Source organism: Lysinibacillus sp. FW301-JW8, from assembly GCF_058788755.1.
The window spans coordinates 71,051-89,114 of the sequence record NZ_JBYTBB010000013.1; the positions used below are offsets into that span (position 1 = coordinate 71,051).

The window sequence follows — 18,064 nt, forward strand, 5'->3', positions numbered from 1 at the left end:
CTCCTTTCTTCGTAATTTTTTCAGTATCAATTTCGCCTTGGCGTAATTGCGTCCGGATTTTGAATTGTGCCCGCACAATTCATTCCTTTGAAAATCCGTGACATCCGCCGGAGACTCTATCTTCGACATCCACTGAAAAAGAACCAAAACCTCATTCATCTCACCACTTGGAGAGATGGGAGTCTTCTGCTGTACGAAGATAAATAACTGAATTTTCGAATTACATATTAACATTTCACTTACGAATTATTAACTCAAATGGAGGTGACTTCTATGAAAGAAATTGCATTAGGTGTTTTGGCTTCCCTATTTTTCGCTGTTACATTTATCTTAAATCATGCGATGGAGATGCAAGGTGGTAGCTGGTTATGGAGCGCATCTCTTCGTTATTTCTTCATGCTTCCATTTTTACTCATAATTGTCTTCTATAGAAAGGGCTTTTCTCAACTCTCTGGCGAAATGAAAGCTCAGCCTATCTCATGGCTTCTATGGAGCTTTGTTGGGTTCGTATTATTTTATGCACCTCTAACATTTGCAGCCGCCTTTGGTCCAGGCTGGCTCGTTTCAGGAACATGGCAGTTTACAATCGTTGCTGGTGTATTACTAGCCCCCCTATTTGTTTCGATTGTAGCAGGAAAAACAGTGCGTCAAAAAATACCACTTATTTCATTACTAATTTCGTGTGTTATTTTAGCTGGTATATTGCTTATTCAAGTACCACAGGCACAATCTGTTCCAATGAAAAGCTTAATGCTTGGCATCCTGCCTGTTGTAGTTGCATCGTTTGCCTACCCTCTTGGTAATCGTAAAATGATGGAAATATGTGGAGGGCGTATTGATACATTTCAGCGAGTTCTCGGTATGACCATTGCTTCTATGCCAGCATGGATTATTATGGCCATCTATGCCCTAGCAACAGTTGGGCTACCTTCAATAAATCAAATACTCCAATCTTTGCTTGTTGGTATCAGCTCAGGCGTTATTGCCACAATCTTATTTTTCATTGCGACCGACCGAGTGCGAGACCATCAAGGTAAACTTGCAGCAGTTGAAGCAACACAATCGACTGAAATTCTTTTTGTTATTATTGGTGAAGTATTATTACTCGGCATCGCCTTCCCGGATCCAATTGCCTTAGCAGGTCTAGGCGTTATTATAGTAGGTATGCTCTTACACAGCTACTACACGATGATACTAGGGAAAAAAGGTGCTGTTCAACAATCTACCTCTCATAACAGCTCAACTCTTTAATATATCTTTCTGGATTTTCAACCATAGCTTTCATTAGTTTTATCAATAATCTATCAGACCGCTCCGATAATTTGGTTTTCTCTGTTGAAGGCAATTAAAGACCTAAAATCAAACAGGTGAGGAAAAAATTTTTTCCCCACCTGTTTTCCTATTACTAAGATTTTCACCCTTTAAGTAAAGGAATTGCTATTCATAGGACCTTAGTTCGCTGCTATATCCATTAATATAACCATAGCCTGGTGCAAAAAGTTCTCTATAGGATGTTTCCACAACATTGTTAAACGTGCCTGTTGAGTTTGTGAATGTGTAATGAATGGCACGAACAAATCCTTCATTTATCATTCCGTTCTCTATTCTAGTCACTTTTGAACCTTCTGTAACTGGCTTATCAAAAATATATTTGATACCATCCTTTTCATAATTAAAGGATTGTTCTGTTTCAAGATAGTCAATGAATCGATTGTCTCTCTGCTCTTCAAAACGATTATTAGCTGTTTTCTTATATACACCATTCGTATAAACTAATTGTTGAAGCGTATCATTTGGCAAGAAAGATGTAGTAATAATCGGTGCTTCGTTTGGTTTTATGGTAGCTAGGACTTTTTTTGGTACATAATACGTTTCCCCGTCTATCTCAATCCAAGCTGTCATATTTTTTTCAGTCAATAACGTTACTTCATCAAAGCGCTTTAGCTCTTTTGACTTTTTACCTTCACCAATAACACCATATCGAATATAGCGTTTCTCTTGACTTTGAACAGGTTGGAGTAATTTTACAGGAATATAAGTAGAAATAAAGTCTTCTCCCCATGTTCCTAGTACTTGCACTCTTAGATATCCATTTATTTCAAGTCCTAACGATTGAAAAACAGTTCCTTTTGAATATTTCCCTCCTGAACTTCCTCCAGCCAATGGACCTCTTAGATGTTGTGCATCAGCTGTTAGCTTATAGAGTCTTTCATCTCTTTTTATTGTTTCGGCAATGCGAATATCTGTGGCATCAATATAGCTCTTTTCAATATTTCCATCAGTTCGCAAATAAACATAGTGTAAATTTTCATTAATAGAAACATTATAATTAGGACCTCTATATTCAGATCCATCGAAGTAATGTTTTCCATAGGTATAGTCAATATCTTGATGATTGATGTTGATATAGCCAGGATTATCATAAAGAGAAGCGCGTATGTTCAGAGGTACTTTCTTAAAAACAACTAAATCCGTTGCTTGAACACGGTAACCCGAGCTCATCCAATAAAATGTTTTATTGTCATACTTTTCGATATCATACACTCGGAAATAGTTGTTGCGCTTGACTGTCATCGAGCTATATGTACCATTTGTATTTTTCTTATATACTTTTACATCTTTGGTAAAGGTCATTTTTCCCGTTTGCCCCTTCATAACTTGCGCCCCGTCCCATTGTACTTCCGCTTTAGATGATGATGGGTTAGTTAAAAAGGCTAACACGATGAGCAAAGTGATAATATATTTCTTCATTTATTTTCCTCCGCTTATTTCTAATTAAAGTTCTATTTTTTATTTTACCATACCAAGCCAGCTACTAATTAACTAATTCCTTATCTAATGACAATCAAAAAAAGAGCAACTTATCCATATTGGCATAAGTTGCTCTGAGATTTTACGTTCCCAAAAAATGAGGGGGGTTTTAGGAGCGTTATCATGAACTAGCAAACTTCTGGAGAAAAGTAGCTAAAGTTCATCCTCTCTACACTGTATTGTAAAGGAGGAATAATCTTTATACGATAATGATAATCATTATCAATTAAAATGTCAACAGTAATCTGAAAATTAATTATTAAATTTTTTACAATGCCTTCTTCAACGAGCGGCGATATTGCCATTGCTTTAATTGAAAATGCACAGAGCATCCTACACAGCTATTGAAGAAGTTATGGCTACCATACCTGTAAACACATAGCCTAGTACCTGCCACTTTAACTGAAAAGCAATTAATCCAGCTGATCCCCGTTAGCCATGTAAGAATGACACTCAAAAGAATCGTCCATTGGTTGAGTCGAACTAGCTGTCTAGAAATTACTTGTAGCTGTGACATAAAAACCTACTTTTCAGATATATTTAATGCATTTTACTATATTGCTTTCCATTTGTGAAGCAAAATTGATTAATTTATAATTGAAATAGCAGACGATTGAAAGAAAAGGTGATGACAATGCCAGCATTAACGATGGATCAAGTTCGACAATTAAATTCCTACAGCATTTATACGACAGAGCCGAAACGAACATTATTTACATTAGCCGATATACATAAGGACTTTTACCATCCTGATTTTTTAAATCTGATGATGGGTATTACGGACGCAGCAACAGAAGCAGCAGCCATCTCCCATTTCGGACGACGCTATGGAATGTTTTTTGCCATGCAGTTATACATGCTTGCTGCATATGACGAGGTATGGGATGGAAAACCAATTGAGCTTCGTTTTGATGCCGCAAAAGAATTTAACAGCTTTACAGTTGCAATGTTTGTCAACCCAAATGATTGGCGTTACGTGGATGAGGATGAGCGTCAATCAGTTATCGAGAAGATCTTATACGATGGGCATGTTATTGTGCAACAGCTTCGAAAAGTGACATCCGTTTCGCCTTTGACAATTTGGGAAAATTTCTTTGGCTATCTCCTTTGGCACTATCATATGTTGTTATCGAACCCTGGCTTAGCAGACCAAGCAATGGATGATATTGAAATATTAGAAGATCCTAAAACTTGGGCTCGTTTCTCAAACAAGTCATGGTGGGCACAGTATACAGGCGGTCAAAGTCCATCAAATTTGGTAAATGTCCCTGTCCGAAAATCATGTTGTTTTTCCAAGGATATTCCTGGTTTAATGGCCTGTGGCTTTTGTCCATTGAAAAAATAACAAACCTTTGCAAAAAAGCCCTGCTCTTCGCAATCTGTGAAGAACAGGGCTTATATTTTATTTACTTTTCATAAACAACAAACCAATCATTTTGATTCTCATATATAGAAGTACCTATATAACCTTGTTTTAAAAGTTGTTGCTGACTAACCGTATCATCCATGGATATTATTTTCTTTTCTTTAAAAATTGGTAGCTCCTGTCGTAAATCTTTAAAGAAGATATAGCGTAACTTATCTACGTACTTAATCTTTAATCCTTTCACTACTAAACCTTGAGCGAATTTGTCCTTTAAGCTAGGAATATTATAAGGCTTTACGGTAGAGCAAACATAATCATATTTCGCTAAATCGATTTGACTCATCACAATATTAGCTAATGTTTTTTGTAAGCCATAACCACGATATTTAGGAGAAACATTCGAAATTTCTTGATATAAAACACGTTTGAATGCATCCTCCGCAATTCCACAATCATAGCCAAGATGTTCATTATCTACAGGAGGGTTTAAGAGCGCACGGAAGGCTATAAGCTCCTGCCCAACATAAGCACCTATCATCATGCCATTGCCTTCTAAAATATATTCAAATTCTTCAGTAGTAAGCGGCTGTAAAATACTTTGATCAGCCAACGATTCATAAACCTCAACTTGTAAATTCTCAATTTCTTGTAAATGCTGAAGAGTTAATGTTGTTACATAAAACGGTGTTTCTCCAAGCATTCCTTCATAGATGTTTTCCATACTGTGCCTCCTTAGGCTGTTACAACCGTTGAGAATTTACACAATTCTTTAAGAATCTTCTCATCTACATCTATACCTAAACCTGATTTTTCATTTAAACAGATGAACGGGACATCATAATGTAGGTTGCCTACATCCTTGGAGAATTTTAATGGACCTGTTAATTCTACACTTGTCATAATTTTTTTAGAAAATGCCACATGGAAGCCTGCTGCTGAGCCAACAGATGATTCTACCATTGAACCAATCTGGCACTCGATACCTGCCATTTCAGCCATCACCGCTAGCTTCATAGCAGGATAAATGCCGCCACATTTCATTAATTTGATATTTACTTTATCTGCTGCACGCTTTGCAATAATTTCACGCATCTCACGTACACCACGAAGTCCTTCATCAATCATTAGTGTAACATCGGTTTTTGACTTAATTTCCACCATTCCGTCAATATCTTCACTGTCTATTGGCTGCTCTAACCAATCAATATTTAAGTCTTTCATTGCACGTAAACCTTGTAATGTAGTGGATGCATTCCCCCAGCCTTGGTTTACATCTACTCGAATGGCAATGTCCTCTCCTACTCGTTCGCGCACCGCTTTAATTCGAGCAACATCACGTACAACCTCTGTACCTACCTTCATTTTAAATGAACGATAGCCCATTTCTACTCGATTTGCAGCCTCATCTGCCATTGCTTCTGGTGTTCCTATGCTTAACACATGTGTGATTGGGAATTTCTCATGATAACGTCCACCTAACAGCTGATACACTGGAACCTGTAGTACTTTCCCAGCAATATCGAAGCAGGCAATATCAATTGCAGCTTTTGCGGCTGGTACATCCTTCACAATTTTATTCATTTTATCGTGAATTTTTTCAAACTCCATTGGATTCACTCCAATGATTGCAGGTACTAGCTGATTTTTTAAAACAGCATATGTGCTTTCCCATGTCTCCCCTGTTACATGCTCATCTGGCACAGCTTCACCATAGCCTATAATACCAGTATCTGTGGTAACCTTTAAAATAATAGAAGGCATTGAATCATATGTAGCATAACTAATAATAAATGGTTCAATTAATGGTAAATGAATTGCAAAAATTTCTACTTGTTGGATTTTCATTTTTATCAATCTCCTGTATAATTTTGTTGTCGCTAATACGTCGCTAATTGTTGAAAAAATATAGAAAAGGAATGGTGCCCATGTCTACTAAAATAGCAGTTATTTGCTCTAAAGCATTTATGAAACGTATTATTAGTATTGCACAAAACATAGAGAATATTCAATTAGAATTTTATCCTTACAGTCATCCTGAAGAGGCACCTATTTTATTAAAGCAAATTAGACCATGTGATGCGCTATTGCTTAGCGGAACATTACCTTATTTACATGCCCGATCTTCTTTATCTGAAATACCCATCCCATGGAATTATATAAAACAAGACGAAACAGCTATCTCCACAACATTGCTCTCCGTAATGGCCAACCATGCAATATCTTTAAGTAGAATTTCTATCGATGTGATGAATCCTGCTTTTGTGGCAAATGTTCTAAATGAAATTGAGTATTCTGGTCCAAAGCCTTATATTCAGCAGATCGCTATTACGAGACCTACTCAAGCAATACTACAGCATCATATAGCGCTGTGGAATACACAGAGCATTGATTTTGTCATTACAAGTATTCATAGTGTTTTTGATGAATTACAAGAACTTCAAATACCTGCTATGCGTATGATAGATGCAACAAATTCGATTGTTCAATACTTAGAAGAAACAAAATCTCAATCACTTTTAACTAAATCAGAATCTGTGAAAGCTGTTGTAGGTCTATTAGAAATTCCCGAAAACAATTCATTAGACACCTACATTTTAACGAAGATTACCGCAGCTACACATTCAACCTATAAGCAAATTACTACAAATTCTTTTGAACTTTATACTACAGCAGGATATTTGCAAAATACCCTTTCAAAAGAAAATTTGCAAAGTTTAATGCAACAAATTGAAATACCCTTTAAGCTTGCTTTTGGCTTTGGTCACTCCATTCTTGAGGCGAGCCAAAATGCAAAAAACGCATTAACTTTTGCAAAACCCTATGAAATATATATACTTGATGAACATAAAAATTTACTAGGTCCATTTCCAAAATCGGAAGTAAAACTAGCTTTAAAAACAGATGATCCTTACGTTTTACAAATGGCAAAGCTAACAAGCCTAAGCCCTTTAAATATTTCTAAAATCATCAACTTTAGTCGAGGGCGACAATCAGCTCAATTTACTGCTCACATTCTTTCACAATACCTTCAGGTTACAAGACGTACAACAGAGCGTATTATTAAAAAATTAGTAGACAATGGCTATGCTAAAGTCGTAGGTGAAGAAATGACCCATCAGCAAGGTCGTCCACGCACAATCTATGAATTGAACTTTGCTATTTATTAAAAAATTCTCGCAGATACTTTTGGCATCTGCGAGACTACGGTTAGCTAGTAGATGGGATAATTTAGATTTAGTCCACTACCGCCATATTCGCATCGTTTATTTCTTGCTCTTTTTTACGCTTCTCTGCCTCTGCAATTTCTTCAGGAGTTAGTTTTACAATCGCAAACCCGATATAAGCATAGATAATCGAAATAATAGGTACAGTGAAGTTAAGAATCGCATATGGTGCATATTCCATAGCACTTACACCTAATGTTGCTAAGATAAACACCCCGCAAGTATTCCAAGGGAAAAATACAGACGTTAATGTTCCCCCATCCTCTAACGCACGAGATAAGTTTTTAGAGTGTAATCCTCGTTTTTGATAAACACCTGCAAACATACGTGACGGTACTACAATCGAAATATATTGCTCAGAACATGTTGCATTTGTCGTTACACAAGCTGCTATCGTTGAAGCAACTAGACTACCTGTAGATTTAGCAAATTTCACAATAACGTTCATAAGCGCCTTTAACATACCTGAATATTCTAGAATACCACCAAATGTCATAGCTACAATGGTCATTGAAACCGTATTCATCATTGAATCTAGTCCACCACGGTTAAATAGTTCGTCCACCATGTGATTACCTGTAGAGATTTCAAATCCAGCCTGTAATGCTTGAACAGCACTTGCAGCTGAACCGCCCTGTACAAAAATTTGTAGTAAGAAACCTGATACGATCCCAATAATTAAAGCTGGAATTGCTGGCACCTTTTTCGCAACTAATACAATAACACCTACTGGTACAAGTAATAGCAAAGGAGAAATAACAAAGCTTTCCTCCATTACTTTTAAAGTTGTTAAAATTTCTTCTGACTTCATAGAGACATCTGCAAATTTTCTTCCCATAATTCCAAAGGCAACAAGTGCAATGACAAGAGCCGGAATTGTTGTGTAAAGCATGTGCTTAATATGATCAAAAAGATCAGTTCCAGTTAAACCTGCAGCAAGATTGGTCGTATCTGATAAAGGCGACATTTTATCACCAAAATAGGAACCTGAAATAACTGCCCCAGCAATCATTGCCGCCGGAATTCCCATACTTAGACCAATCCCCATCCCAGCAACACCTATTGTTGCCATTGTAGACCATGAGCTACCAATCGCCAATGAAACGATTGAACATAACAGCATAATTGTTACTAAGAACCATGCCGGAGAAATTAATTTTAAGCCGTAAAAGATCATTGTTGCTACGACACCGCCGCCGATCCATGCACCGATTGTCAAACCTACTAAAATAATAATGACAATTGCTGGTAAAGCTAGACGTATACCTTTATACATCATTTCCTCAATTTCCATCCACTTAAATCCATGTAATTTGGCAACAATCGCTGCTACAGTTGTGCCAACAAGAAGAGGTACGTGAGGACTTTGCTCTAAAACAACTACTGTAATAAGCATCGTAATAATCATAATTGCAAAAGTTAAAAGTGCCCAAAGAGCATTAATTTCTTTTTTCATGGTCCCATCCCCTTTTTTTGCACCCATTTCCATCTCCGATATTTTAAGGCGCAAATAATTTTTTACGTTTTTTAGCTTAATATTCAAAAAATTAAAAGTCAACGCAAAAAATTTATGCCTCTCAAGCAAATCTCACTATTTTAGCGTAATAAAACGCTTTCAAGTAGCTATTAAAAACAACACAAACTCTATATATATCCATGCATTTTGTAAAATACTGATACAAAAAAGCTATATTAAAAGAAAATATAATCTTTTAATATAGCTTTATTTTTTTATTCGAAATCTGCCTTCTTTTCTAATACACATGCAAGTACTTTTGCAGCGTCGACCAATGCACTACGATCAAATGTCATCTTAGGGTGATGTAATCCTGGTGCCAAATTAGCTCCAATACCAATCATCGCCGCTTTTAATTCTGGTTTTTTCACAGTATAAAAATGGAAATCATCGCTGCCTGGTGTAGTGATTTCATCCGCTAAGTGCTCCTCACCTAATGTTTCAATGATTGCCTCTTTCGCCATTCTTGCTGCGATTGGTGAAACTTCAGCACCTGGAGTATAATCAATCCACTTCCAGTCCATACCTATATCAAATTGCTGCTGTATAGATTTTAAACCAGACTCAATACGACTTCGAAGCAATTCAAGCTGTTCATTATGCTGTGCGCGAATATCCATTGAAAAGCTAGCGTTACCCGGAATAATATTTGTACTACCGCCATCTGCAATAATTTTTGTTAGCTTCGCAGAATGTGGTTCAAACGGTGATAGATGAATACTGTTCAGCATTTGTTGAACAGCCATAATTACATCAATGGCATTTTTCCCCTGATGTGGTCTGGCACCATGTGCATCGATACCTTGAATTGTTCCCTCTAAAAAATAAGCAGCCCCATGATGGATAGCTGGTGAAACCTTCCCAAGTGGTAATTCTTCAATCGGTCTTAAATGTACACCAAATAAATGCGATACCCCTTCAACTGCTCCTCGATCAAAGGCTGCGCAGGCTCCATTCCCTAGTTCTTCAGCAGGTTGGAAAATAAAACGAACACGATGTTGCAATGGCAGATCTTTAAGTAGTAGTAATGCACCAAGAACCATTGTCATATTCGCATCATGGCCACACGAGTGATTCGCCTGCCACTTCCCATCTACTTCTTGCCATAAGGCATCGATATCTGCTCTAACAGCAACAATCTCATCCCCTGTCCCAATTTCAGCAATTAATCCAGGCACATCGCCTAATAAGCGATACGACACATTCAATTCGTCTAGTATGGACGCAATTTTTTTAGTTGTCTCATATTCCTTCCAGCTTACCTCAGGATATTTATGAAAATGATCAAACCATTGATATATTGATTCTTCTAATGTTACTGCAGCTGACATCATTACACCTCATACTCATTTTTGTTTCTCATTATACATGAAATAATTTCAGAAAAGTACATATGTAATTAGACCCATATTCAAATGCTTTATACTAAAATTCATATAAATAACAAATTAATACAAAAATAAAGGACTGTGCTGAAAGTTTTGTTCTCTTTCACACAGTCCATCAAATAAATATTATAAACTTGTAAAAAAACCTTGTGGGTATTCATCATAATGAATGATTATAGTCTGCTCCTCATTTTTTTCTTCTTCCATCGCGAATTCAGGCTCTTGATCCATTAAATACGTTTCAAACTTTGAATTTAACAGCTTTTTCATTTTACCACTCCTATTTAATAGAATTTTCTGATAATAGAATTATACATTGCCTTTTTATAAAAAAGCAACAAATAATGCTACATATGCATAATAAATATAAAACCAATCACTTAATTAGATTAATAACAACCATAATATGGATAAATTATTTTCAAAAAGTAAAAAAAGAATCCACATGAAAACTATAGGGAAATAAACCTTATACAATGGTTTAATCCCTATAATAATCAGCAGATTCCTGTTAAATTTCATTAAGTTCTTAAGACACTGTCACACTTGTATCATTCTTTCTCCGATTTCTAGGAATGTCTTTATGCTGTGTTATATACTGAATGATAAACAATATGATAAAGATTGCTAGCCCCGCCCAATCTGAGAATTTCTCTGGATAGATTAGTAATAAACCAGCAGCAATTGCTATTAAACGTTCTACCCAAAGCATTTTACGATACCAGTAACCGATTACTCCTGCACCAATAGCTACCATACCGGTAATTGCAGTAAATACAACCCATAAAATTTGTGGTATCGTAGTATCAATCATCAGTAATGCAGGTGAAAAGACAATCATGTAAGGAATAATAAACGCTGCAATGGCAAGTTTAGCTGAGTTTACACCTGTTTTAATAGGATCTCCTCCAGAAATACCTGAAGCCGCAAAGGCAGCGAGTGCTACTGGTGGTGTTATATCAGCAATAATGCCGAAATAGAAAACAAAGAAATGTGCAGATAACAAGATAACTACTGGCACTAATTCCTGTGGTGTATTCGGTGATAATAAAGCTACGATTGCAGGAGCAGCAATTGTTGACGTTATGACATAGTTTGCAGTGGTAGGAGCCCCCATTCCTAGTATTAATGAGGCAATCATAACAAAAATTAGCGTTAAAATAATGCTACCACCAGCTAATGCTACTAAACTATTTGCGAGACTTAAGCCTAAGCCTGTTTTTACAACAACACCAACGATAATACCTGCACAAGCAGTTGCTGCTACTACACCAAGAGCTGTACGTGCTCCTTCAACTAGTGCATTAATAATATCTTTTGGCTTTAATCGTGTTTCTTTATTAAACATCGCCACACCTATAGAAATAATAATCCCGTATAACGCTGCACGCATCACAGGTGTACCTGTTAGCATTAATATTATTATAGCGATAATCGGTAACAGCAAATAAATTTTCTTAAATACCTCTCGTCGATTTGGCATTTGATCATCACGTAAGCCTCTTAACCCTACGCGCTTTGCCTCAAAATGCGTCATAATCCAAATACCTGTAAAATACAACAGAGCAGGTATTGCAGCTGCCTTCGCAATATCCCAATATGTTATGCCACGCCCGATAAATTCAACCATTAAAAATGCTGCTGCCCCCATTATTGGAGGCATTAACTGACCACCCGTAGAGGCTGCTGCTTCAACTGCACCCGCAAACTCTTTTCGATACCCAAGCTTTTTCATCATAGGAATCGTATATGAGCCTGATGTTACGACATTCGCTACAGAGCTGCCCGAAATGGTTCCCTGTAACGCACTGGAAAACACCGCCACTTTAGCAGGTCCTCCAATTAATTTACCTGCAAGAGCAACTGCTAAATCATTAAAATATTGCCCTACTCCCGTCTTTACCAGAAAAGCACCAAAAAGTAAGAATACAAAGATGAATGTAGCAGAAACACTAATTGGCGTACCAAAAATACCATCAGTCGTATAATACATAAGATTAACGATACTCTCTAAATCCTGACCTCTATGTGCCATAAATGCAGGAAAATACGGACCAAAATACGCATAAATCAAGAAAACAACTGCAATGATTGTAATTGGTAATCCAACTGCGCGACGAGCTGCCTCAAGTACCAATGCAACAGCAATTATTCCAACTATAAAATCTAATTGTGTAATCGTCCCGTTACTGTTAACAAGCTCCGTATAATTGATAGACCAATAAGAACCTACTACAATGGATAAGATTGCTAAAATATAATCAAACCATGCGATTTTATGCTTTGCTGCTTTTTTTCGAGCAGGGAACAGCAAGAAAATAAGTGTTAAACCAAATCCTAAATGAATTGTACGCTGTATTTGAGCCGGAAATTGGCCAAAGATTGCTGTGTATAATTGGAACAATGAAAATGCTAATAGTCCAAAGAAAATGACATGTTTCATTATGCCAGTGATTGTTCGTACATTCGATTCTATATCGTATTTCTCAAGGATTGCTTGCTGCTCCTCAGCAGATATTTGTTCGAATTCTTCTACTTTTTCTTTGTTTTCTAATTTTTGCTGTTTTGTCATCTCATCCTTACTCCTTTCCATTGTTCATAAAGTGATAAACGCTTCACCTCAAATAAATAAGAACTACCCCTTTGTAAATCTTTTTTTAAATCATATTCATAGTGCTCGTATATCAACACAAGATCTAAATCTAAATCTCCAATAAATATTGTAAAATTGTTGATAATTTCGTTGTTAAACTGTAAATAATATTTACCATTACGCTCTGTAAAAATTTGATTCTCCTCAGCATTGCTCGGCATACCGATGGCTAAATCTTCATACTCCATTCCTAACATTTGAATACGCTTCCCACCTATGTATTGATAATGTTCTAGCACATCCGATTTATGAATAGAATGAGTGTATCTAATTTGAAAGGTCTCCTCAGTTGTTAATGGTATATATTGCAGTATTGGATGCACAGTGCGCGTTTCCGTAAATACGAATACCTTTTGGAGAGGAAGAAAAATAACTAGGCATAAGCTACTACATAAAATGGCTAAAACAATTATTAAATTTCTCTGTCGCACGACATTTGTTCCTCCACTTAAAAAGCTACTCACTTTTACCCAGATTTAAAGTAAGAAAAGAGACCCGAAGCTTTACGCAACCCGAGCCTCTTTATATTTGCTGAAATTACTTTTCACTCACTATAAGCAATGATTGTTAGTTTACACATTATTTCTTTTCATCAAAGTACTTTTGAGCACCTGGGTGAACATCAATGCTGATACCAGCTAAACCAGTTTCCTTTTTGATGAACGCTCCTTTTGCATGGGAAATTTTTTCTGCGTTACCATAGATAGCCTTTGTCATTGAATAAACGACATCATCTGGAAGGTCCTTTTTCACTGCTAGCATTGCAAGAACAGACACTGTTTCAGTATCATTCGCAATACCATAAGTTTCAGCCTTTACTGTATCTTTTGCATAATAAGGATATAAATCAATTAACTCATCTGCTTTACCAGGATCTACACCGATAATATTTACTTTCGTCGTTGCATTTAATGCTTCAACTGCCGCTGTTGGCGTACCAGCTGTTATAAATGCTGCATCAATTTGACCTGATTGAAGACCATCTGTGGATTCCCCAAAATCGAGGTTTTGAGCTTTAATATCATTCATTGTTAGTCCATGAACTTCAAGTAATTGTTCAGCATTTGCGTAAGTACCAGACCCCGGCGCACCTACAGATACCTTTTTTCCTTTTAAATCTGCATATGACTTTATTCCAGATGCCTCAGTTGTAACTAGTTGTACTGTTTCAGGATAAAGAGCACCTAAAGCAGCAATTGTATCAATTTTCTTTTTGAACATTAATTTTCCTTCAGTAGCGTAATAGGCAATATCTGTTTGAACAAATGCAATCTCACCTTTTCCTGCTTCTAATGCATTCATATTTGCAGCAGATGCTTGTGATACCTCAGCAGTGGTTTTAATATCAGTTTCCTTCGTAATTAAATCAGCAAATGTTCCACCTAACGCATAGTAAGTTCCCTGTGTTCCGCCTGTAAGTAAGCTCATTAATGGTGGTTTGCCAGAAGATGCCGAATCATCCTTATTCTCCGAGTCCTTCGTACCTGTTCCGCCATCAGATCCGCATGCAGCCAGAATTAAGAGTGCAATTGCTGTTAAGAGCAGAAATAGATTAAATTGTTTTTTCTTCAAAGTAACCTTCCCCCTTTGGTTATATTTAATAATCTATTTAAAATTATCAAATTTAGTATAATAATGTCAATGAATTTATGGTAAATTCAGTATTTTATAAATATACACAACATTTTTCCAACAATACCTCTGATACCCAAATATTCTCCATTAAACAATAATTTTCTCTACTAACCTAAAACTAAATATGTTTTTATGTATGGAAAGTGCATATATGTGCGTTTGTATCCTGTTTTAAATAAAAGTAGTATAACGAAAATGGCATTCATATTTTATTTACCATTACAAAAAAATACTGTACCTAAAGTAATTGCCTTTAGATACAGTACGCACTATTATTGAATGACTCCACAAGCAATTCTTGCACCAGAATTACCAGAAGGATCTGTTTTATAATCGTCTTCGGATTCATGAATAACTAAGGCTGTACCTTCCCCAGTTAATAAAGAATTAGCTGCATTTTTATCTAGTGTTAGGCCTTCAGCTAAAAAATTCAAATCCACACTACCATCCTCGCCTACTTCTAAATTCGGAAGATCTCCTAAATGATAGCCTTTTGGATTAAGCTTCCCGTGCTCTTTAGACGTTGGATTAAAATGCGGTCCAGCAGATTCAAAGGTTGGCGGTTCGCATTTCCCTACTGCATGTATATGAATGCCATGCGTTCCTGGTGGCAATCCAGATAACGCCAGCGTCATCATAACCCCATTATCCTCTTCTTGAAAATACGCATTTCCATAGCTTTCATTATTTTTACCGATTACCTTTGCGGTTGCTGTCAGCGGGGATTTGGCATTAACAGCTACTTTTTCTTCCTTCTTTTCAAAAAAACCACAACCACCGACAAACACCAATAGAGACATAAATACTAAGCTTATTTTTTTCATAATAAATACCTCCTCTATTTCTGATGGTTCCCAACATTCCTCACACTTATGCGATTTCCTCAAAAAAATAAAAGAGACATCTTCAATGAGATATCCCTTTTCTGAAATCAATTTAAAACCTTCACAGTAACCTGCTTGACGCCCCATTTACGGGCTTGTCCCTCTGAAGGAATAAAAACATCAATTTTATTTCCTTTAATGGCACCGCCAGTATCCGCCGCTATCGCCTCTCCATAACCTTCAACCCATACCTTGGTGCCTAGAGGAATGACCCGTGGATCTACAGCAATTACCTTCAAACTTGGATTAGATCGAATATCTGTACCATTCGCAGTAATGCCTGAACAGCCTTCACAATATGCAGTATAAGCTGTTGCACGCATCGTTAATGTTTTTCCTGTCCCATTCGTCGCAACACTTACTTGTTTCGTAGTTGATGCTGGCTTTTTCACTTTATTAACAGCTGTTTTTGGCTTTGCTGCTGACGCCTTAATAGCTAACAGCTCCCCTGCAAAAATTAAATCAGATGTTAGGTTATTCCATTCCTTTAATTCAGCAACCGATACATTATTTGTGAATGCAATATTAAATAAAGTATCACCTTTTTCAATAAGATGTTGATCCTTAGGCTTCTCATCACCCTTAACTAGGCTTAATGTTTGCTCTGGATATAGCCAAGATGACTCTATATCACTTATTTGCTGTAAATCTCCTATAGATAAATTAAAAACTTGTGAGATTCCCCAAAGTGTATTGCCAATTTGAACCCTGTCTATTTCCTCAGCAGAGGAAGAACTTGCAAACACACCCAGGCCAAAGGTCAACGCTACAGCTAAAGCTAATGCTTGTTTTTTCATATTTCATATTACCTCCGTATTTTATTTTTTTGCTATCTGGCGCAAGTACGCTAGAGATAGGCTCTTCTATGCAATCGATGCTAGAGAATGCATTTAATAAACTCAGGACAATGGACCTGATATTACAAATTATTACTATAAAAACAGAAAAATATACAATATCGATCATATGTTTAGCAAATAACACAATTTTATGGAATAAAAACTAAACCAAACGTTAATGATTCACATCTTTTCAATGTTGGAAAAACAATATTTTCATCCGATAATAAAGGAAAGGAGGAATGTAGGATGAAGACTTATTCAATATTGGCTTTTAATGAGCTGGAGCAGCAAAAAGTTAGACAACCACATGCAATGCTAGACGCACTCCATTTAAATATGACCTTGTTAATCATTGTCGAATTGATTGCCAATATGTCTCAACAACTTGTTAACAATCGAGTGGACAAAGGAACCGTGATTGAAATTTCATATTAACCTACCCTCATCTTCAATTTAGGTTAAAAACATTTGAAAGTTGGTGCCCTTTTTGATTCGAGTAATAGTAATGGACGATGAGCCATTAGCTCTTATAAACATGGAGAAAAAATTAGAGGAGTTTGATTCAATAGAGGTTATTAAAACTTTTACAACTGTAAAAGAATTGATGGCAGAAGGACCAAACCTTTCTTTTCAAGTAGCATTTTTAGATATTGAAATGCCTGGCATGAACGGCTTAGAGGTTGCACAGCTTTTACAGGAATGGAACCCAAATGTCTATATCGTTTTCGTCACAGCATATCGTGATTATGCAATTCAAGCATTTGAAATTCACTCCCTTGACTATTTATTAAAGCCTATTTCAAAAGCTCGCCTAGAGACAACTATTAATAGAATCCAAGCACTCTTCCACCTAGAAAAAAAACCTCTTCCAGTATTAGATCAACAAAAATCTTTATTGACTATTCAATGTTTTGGAGGTTTCGTTGTCTCATATGATGAAAAAACCGTACTATGGAGAACGGTAAAAACAAAAGAATTATTTGCCTTTCTTTTTTCTAATCTTAATAGTCTCATTCCCCGTGATACTATTATTGATGCTTTATGGACTGAAACAGACTATAAGAAGGCAAGGGTGCAATTGCATACCACAGTTTCATATCTACGTACAACACTTTCTACAATAGGCTATGTAGATGTAATTCAGTATGCAAACGGCTGTTATATTTTACAGCTTGAAGATTTCCAATGCGATGCTTATGACTTAGAGCAGATTTTAAACGAGAAAATGGAGAGTGGAAAGCTCAATGTTGAGAAAGCTGAGGTACTTGTACAAAAGTATCAAGGGGAATACATGACTACACTAGACTATCCGTGGATTATTAGTAAATCCAATTTTATGAATAACCAGTTTACGCTTTTGCTGCATGATCTAGTAGCACATTATACAGCCATAAATGATGTAAAAAAACGAGAGCATGTCTTACTCTTAGCGTTAGAGCATAATCCATATTCTGATAAAACTATCCAACAACTAATGCAACACTATATCGATATTGATAATCGGGCAAGTGCTGTAAAGACCTACAATAAATTTAGACATACCTTATTGGCTGATCTTGAGATTTTACCAAATCAAGAAACAATGGAGCTTTTTAATGCCCTATCACAGGAATTATAATAACTATTATTTATACAAAAAAGTATGCTAGATGTAACTTCTAGCATACTTTTCATAGTGTTGAAAAACTAAATGGTCAAGGGACTCTTTGTGAACACTCCTAAGTCAAATGAAGGTGATCTCCGTT

At 36.3% G+C, this 18,064-nt stretch carries 17 protein-coding genes; 5 read left to right on the forward strand and 12 right to left on the reverse strand.

The genetic code is table 11. The annotated features are described in order from the left end of the window. The first annotated feature begins 273 nt into the window (after positions 1-273). A complete protein-coding gene (locus AC3WOM_RS07790) occupies positions 274-1,251 on the forward strand; it encodes a DMT family transporter (protein WP_492446007.1) in 978 nt (325 codons plus the stop codon). A 186-nt stretch (positions 1,252-1,437) separates the two neighbouring features. Here the strand turns inward: AC3WOM_RS07790 and AC3WOM_RS07795 are convergent, their stop codons facing one another. Together AC3WOM_RS07795 and AC3WOM_RS07800 are read right to left on the reverse strand one after the other, a co-directional pair. Further along, positions 1,438-2,751 (reverse strand): hypothetical protein, encoded by a 1,314-nt coding sequence (locus AC3WOM_RS07795; protein WP_492446009.1) that lies wholly within the window; start codon positions 2,749-2,751, stop codon positions 1,438-1,440. 328 nt (positions 2,752-3,079) lie between these two features. Beyond that, positions 3,080-3,328, reverse strand: coding sequence for a hypothetical protein (locus AC3WOM_RS07800; protein ID WP_492446010.1), 249 nt, complete (start codon positions 3,326-3,328; stop codon positions 3,080-3,082). A gap of 117 nt (positions 3,329-3,445) precedes the next feature. Here AC3WOM_RS07800 and AC3WOM_RS07805 point away from each other — a divergent pair, with 117 nt between their 5' ends. After that, positions 3,446-4,156, forward strand: a complete 711-nt coding sequence (locus AC3WOM_RS07805) for a Fe-S oxidoreductase (RefSeq protein WP_492446012.1) — start codon at positions 3,446-3,448, stop codon at positions 4,154-4,156. 61 nt (positions 4,157-4,217) lie between these two features. Here the strand turns inward: AC3WOM_RS07805 and AC3WOM_RS07810 are convergent, their stop codons facing one another. Further along, positions 4,218-4,898, reverse strand: a complete 681-nt coding sequence (locus AC3WOM_RS07810; RefSeq protein ID WP_427541709.1) for a GNAT family N-acetyltransferase — start codon at positions 4,896-4,898, stop codon at positions 4,218-4,220. An 11-nt stretch (positions 4,899-4,909) separates the two neighbouring features. Continuing rightward, positions 4,910-6,022, reverse strand: a complete 1,113-nt coding sequence (locus AC3WOM_RS07815) for a mandelate racemase/muconate lactonizing enzyme family protein (RefSeq protein WP_492446013.1) — start codon at positions 6,020-6,022, stop codon at positions 4,910-4,912. Between the two features lie 80 nt (positions 6,023-6,102). Between AC3WOM_RS07815 and AC3WOM_RS07820 the strand changes: the two genes are divergently transcribed. Then, on the forward strand, positions 6,103-7,344 hold the full coding sequence (locus AC3WOM_RS07820) for a hypothetical protein (protein WP_492446015.1): 1,242 nt from the start codon (positions 6,103-6,105) through the stop codon (positions 7,342-7,344). Positions 7,345-7,411: 67 nt separating this feature from the next. On the opposite strand, the gene nhaC is transcribed toward AC3WOM_RS07820, so the two are convergent. The 8 genes from nhaC to AC3WOM_RS07860 form a co-directional block, all read right to left on the reverse strand. Continuing rightward, entirely contained in the window at positions 7,412-8,857 is a 1,446-nt protein-coding gene (gene nhaC, locus AC3WOM_RS07825) for a Na+/H+ antiporter NhaC (RefSeq protein WP_427541699.1), read from the reverse strand. Positions 8,858-9,132: 275 nt separating this feature from the next. Continuing rightward, positions 9,133-10,248 (reverse strand): amidohydrolase, encoded by a 1,116-nt coding sequence (locus tag AC3WOM_RS07830; protein ID WP_427541696.1) that lies wholly within the window; start codon positions 10,246-10,248, stop codon positions 9,133-9,135. Between the two features lie 183 nt (positions 10,249-10,431). After that, on the reverse strand, positions 10,432-10,575 hold the full coding sequence (locus AC3WOM_RS07835; protein ID WP_427541693.1) for a hypothetical protein: 144 nt from the start codon (positions 10,573-10,575) through the stop codon (positions 10,432-10,434). Positions 10,576-10,834: 259 nt separating this feature from the next. Continuing rightward, positions 10,835-12,877 (reverse strand): TRAP transporter permease, encoded by a 2,043-nt coding sequence (locus AC3WOM_RS07840; protein WP_492446017.1) that lies wholly within the window; start codon positions 12,875-12,877, stop codon positions 10,835-10,837. After that, on the reverse strand, positions 12,874-13,389 hold the full coding sequence (locus tag AC3WOM_RS07845) for a DUF1850 domain-containing protein (protein ID WP_492446019.1): 516 nt from the start codon (positions 13,387-13,389) through the stop codon (positions 12,874-12,876). The genes AC3WOM_RS07840 and AC3WOM_RS07845 overlap by 4 nt, the downstream gene beginning before the upstream one ends. 148 nt (positions 13,390-13,537) lie before the next feature. Next, the gene (locus AC3WOM_RS07850) at positions 13,538-14,530 is read right to left on the reverse strand and encodes a TAXI family TRAP transporter solute-binding subunit (RefSeq protein WP_492446021.1); all 993 of its coding nucleotides are present in this window, start codon (positions 14,528-14,530) and stop codon (positions 13,538-13,540) included. Between the two features lie 335 nt (positions 14,531-14,865). After that, complete coding sequence (locus AC3WOM_RS07855; RefSeq protein WP_427541687.1) at positions 14,866-15,417, reverse strand: superoxide dismutase family protein; 552 nt, start codon at positions 15,415-15,417, stop codon at positions 14,866-14,868. A gap of 107 nt (positions 15,418-15,524) precedes the next feature. After that, the gene (locus AC3WOM_RS07860; RefSeq protein ID WP_492446023.1) at positions 15,525-16,274 is read right to left on the reverse strand and encodes a 3D domain-containing protein; all 750 of its coding nucleotides are present in this window, start codon (positions 16,272-16,274) and stop codon (positions 15,525-15,527) included. 291 nt (positions 16,275-16,565) lie between these two features. Between AC3WOM_RS07860 and AC3WOM_RS07865 the strand changes: the two genes are divergently transcribed. Next, positions 16,566-16,754: a hypothetical protein gene (locus AC3WOM_RS07865; protein WP_492446025.1), complete on the forward strand. Its 189-nt coding sequence runs from the start codon at positions 16,566-16,568 to the stop codon at positions 16,752-16,754. A 52-nt stretch (positions 16,755-16,806) separates the two neighbouring features. Further along, on the forward strand, positions 16,807-17,937 hold the full coding sequence (locus AC3WOM_RS07870; RefSeq protein WP_427541678.1) for a response regulator: 1,131 nt from the start codon (positions 16,807-16,809) through the stop codon (positions 17,935-17,937). The last annotated feature ends 127 nt before the right edge of the window (positions 17,938-18,064 follow it).

Coding starts and splice junctions, on each gene's coding strand:
- AC3WOM_RS07790 (WP_492446007.1), top strand. CDS start 274: ATGAAAGAAATTGCATTAGGTGTTTTGGCTTCCCTATTTTTCGCTGTT.
- AC3WOM_RS07795 (WP_492446009.1), bottom strand. CDS start 2,751: ATGAAGAAATATATTATCACTTTGCTCATCGTGTTAGCCTTTTTAACT.
- AC3WOM_RS07800 (WP_492446010.1), bottom strand. CDS start 3,328: ATGTCACAGCTACAAGTAATTTCTAGACAGCTAGTTCGACTCAACCAA.
- AC3WOM_RS07805 (WP_492446012.1), top strand. CDS start 3,446: ATGCCAGCATTAACGATGGATCAAGTTCGACAATTAAATTCCTACAGC.
- AC3WOM_RS07810 (WP_427541709.1), bottom strand. CDS start 4,898: ATGGAAAACATCTATGAAGGAATGCTTGGAGAAACACCGTTTTATGTA.
- AC3WOM_RS07815 (WP_492446013.1), bottom strand. CDS start 6,022: ATGAAAATCCAACAAGTAGAAATTTTTGCAATTCATTTACCATTAATT.
- AC3WOM_RS07820 (WP_492446015.1), top strand. CDS start 6,103: ATGTCTACTAAAATAGCAGTTATTTGCTCTAAAGCATTTATGAAACGT.
- nhaC (WP_427541699.1), bottom strand. CDS start 8,857: ATGAAAAAAGAAATTAATGCTCTTTGGGCACTTTTAACTTTTGCAATT.
- AC3WOM_RS07830 (WP_427541696.1), bottom strand. CDS start 10,248: ATGTCAGCTGCAGTAACATTAGAAGAATCAATATATCAATGGTTTGAT.
- AC3WOM_RS07835 (WP_427541693.1), bottom strand. CDS start 10,575: ATGAAAAAGCTGTTAAATTCAAAGTTTGAAACGTATTTAATGGATCAA.
- AC3WOM_RS07840 (WP_492446017.1), bottom strand. CDS start 12,877: ATGACAAAACAGCAAAAATTAGAAAACAAAGAAAAAGTAGAAGAATTC.
- AC3WOM_RS07855 (WP_427541687.1), bottom strand. CDS start 15,417: ATGAAAAAAATAAGCTTAGTATTTATGTCTCTATTGGTGTTTGTCGGT.
- AC3WOM_RS07860 (WP_492446023.1), bottom strand. CDS start 16,274: ATGAAAAAACAAGCATTAGCTTTAGCTGTAGCGTTGACCTTTGGCCTG.
- AC3WOM_RS07865 (WP_492446025.1), top strand. CDS start 16,566: ATGAAGACTTATTCAATATTGGCTTTTAATGAGCTGGAGCAGCAAAAA.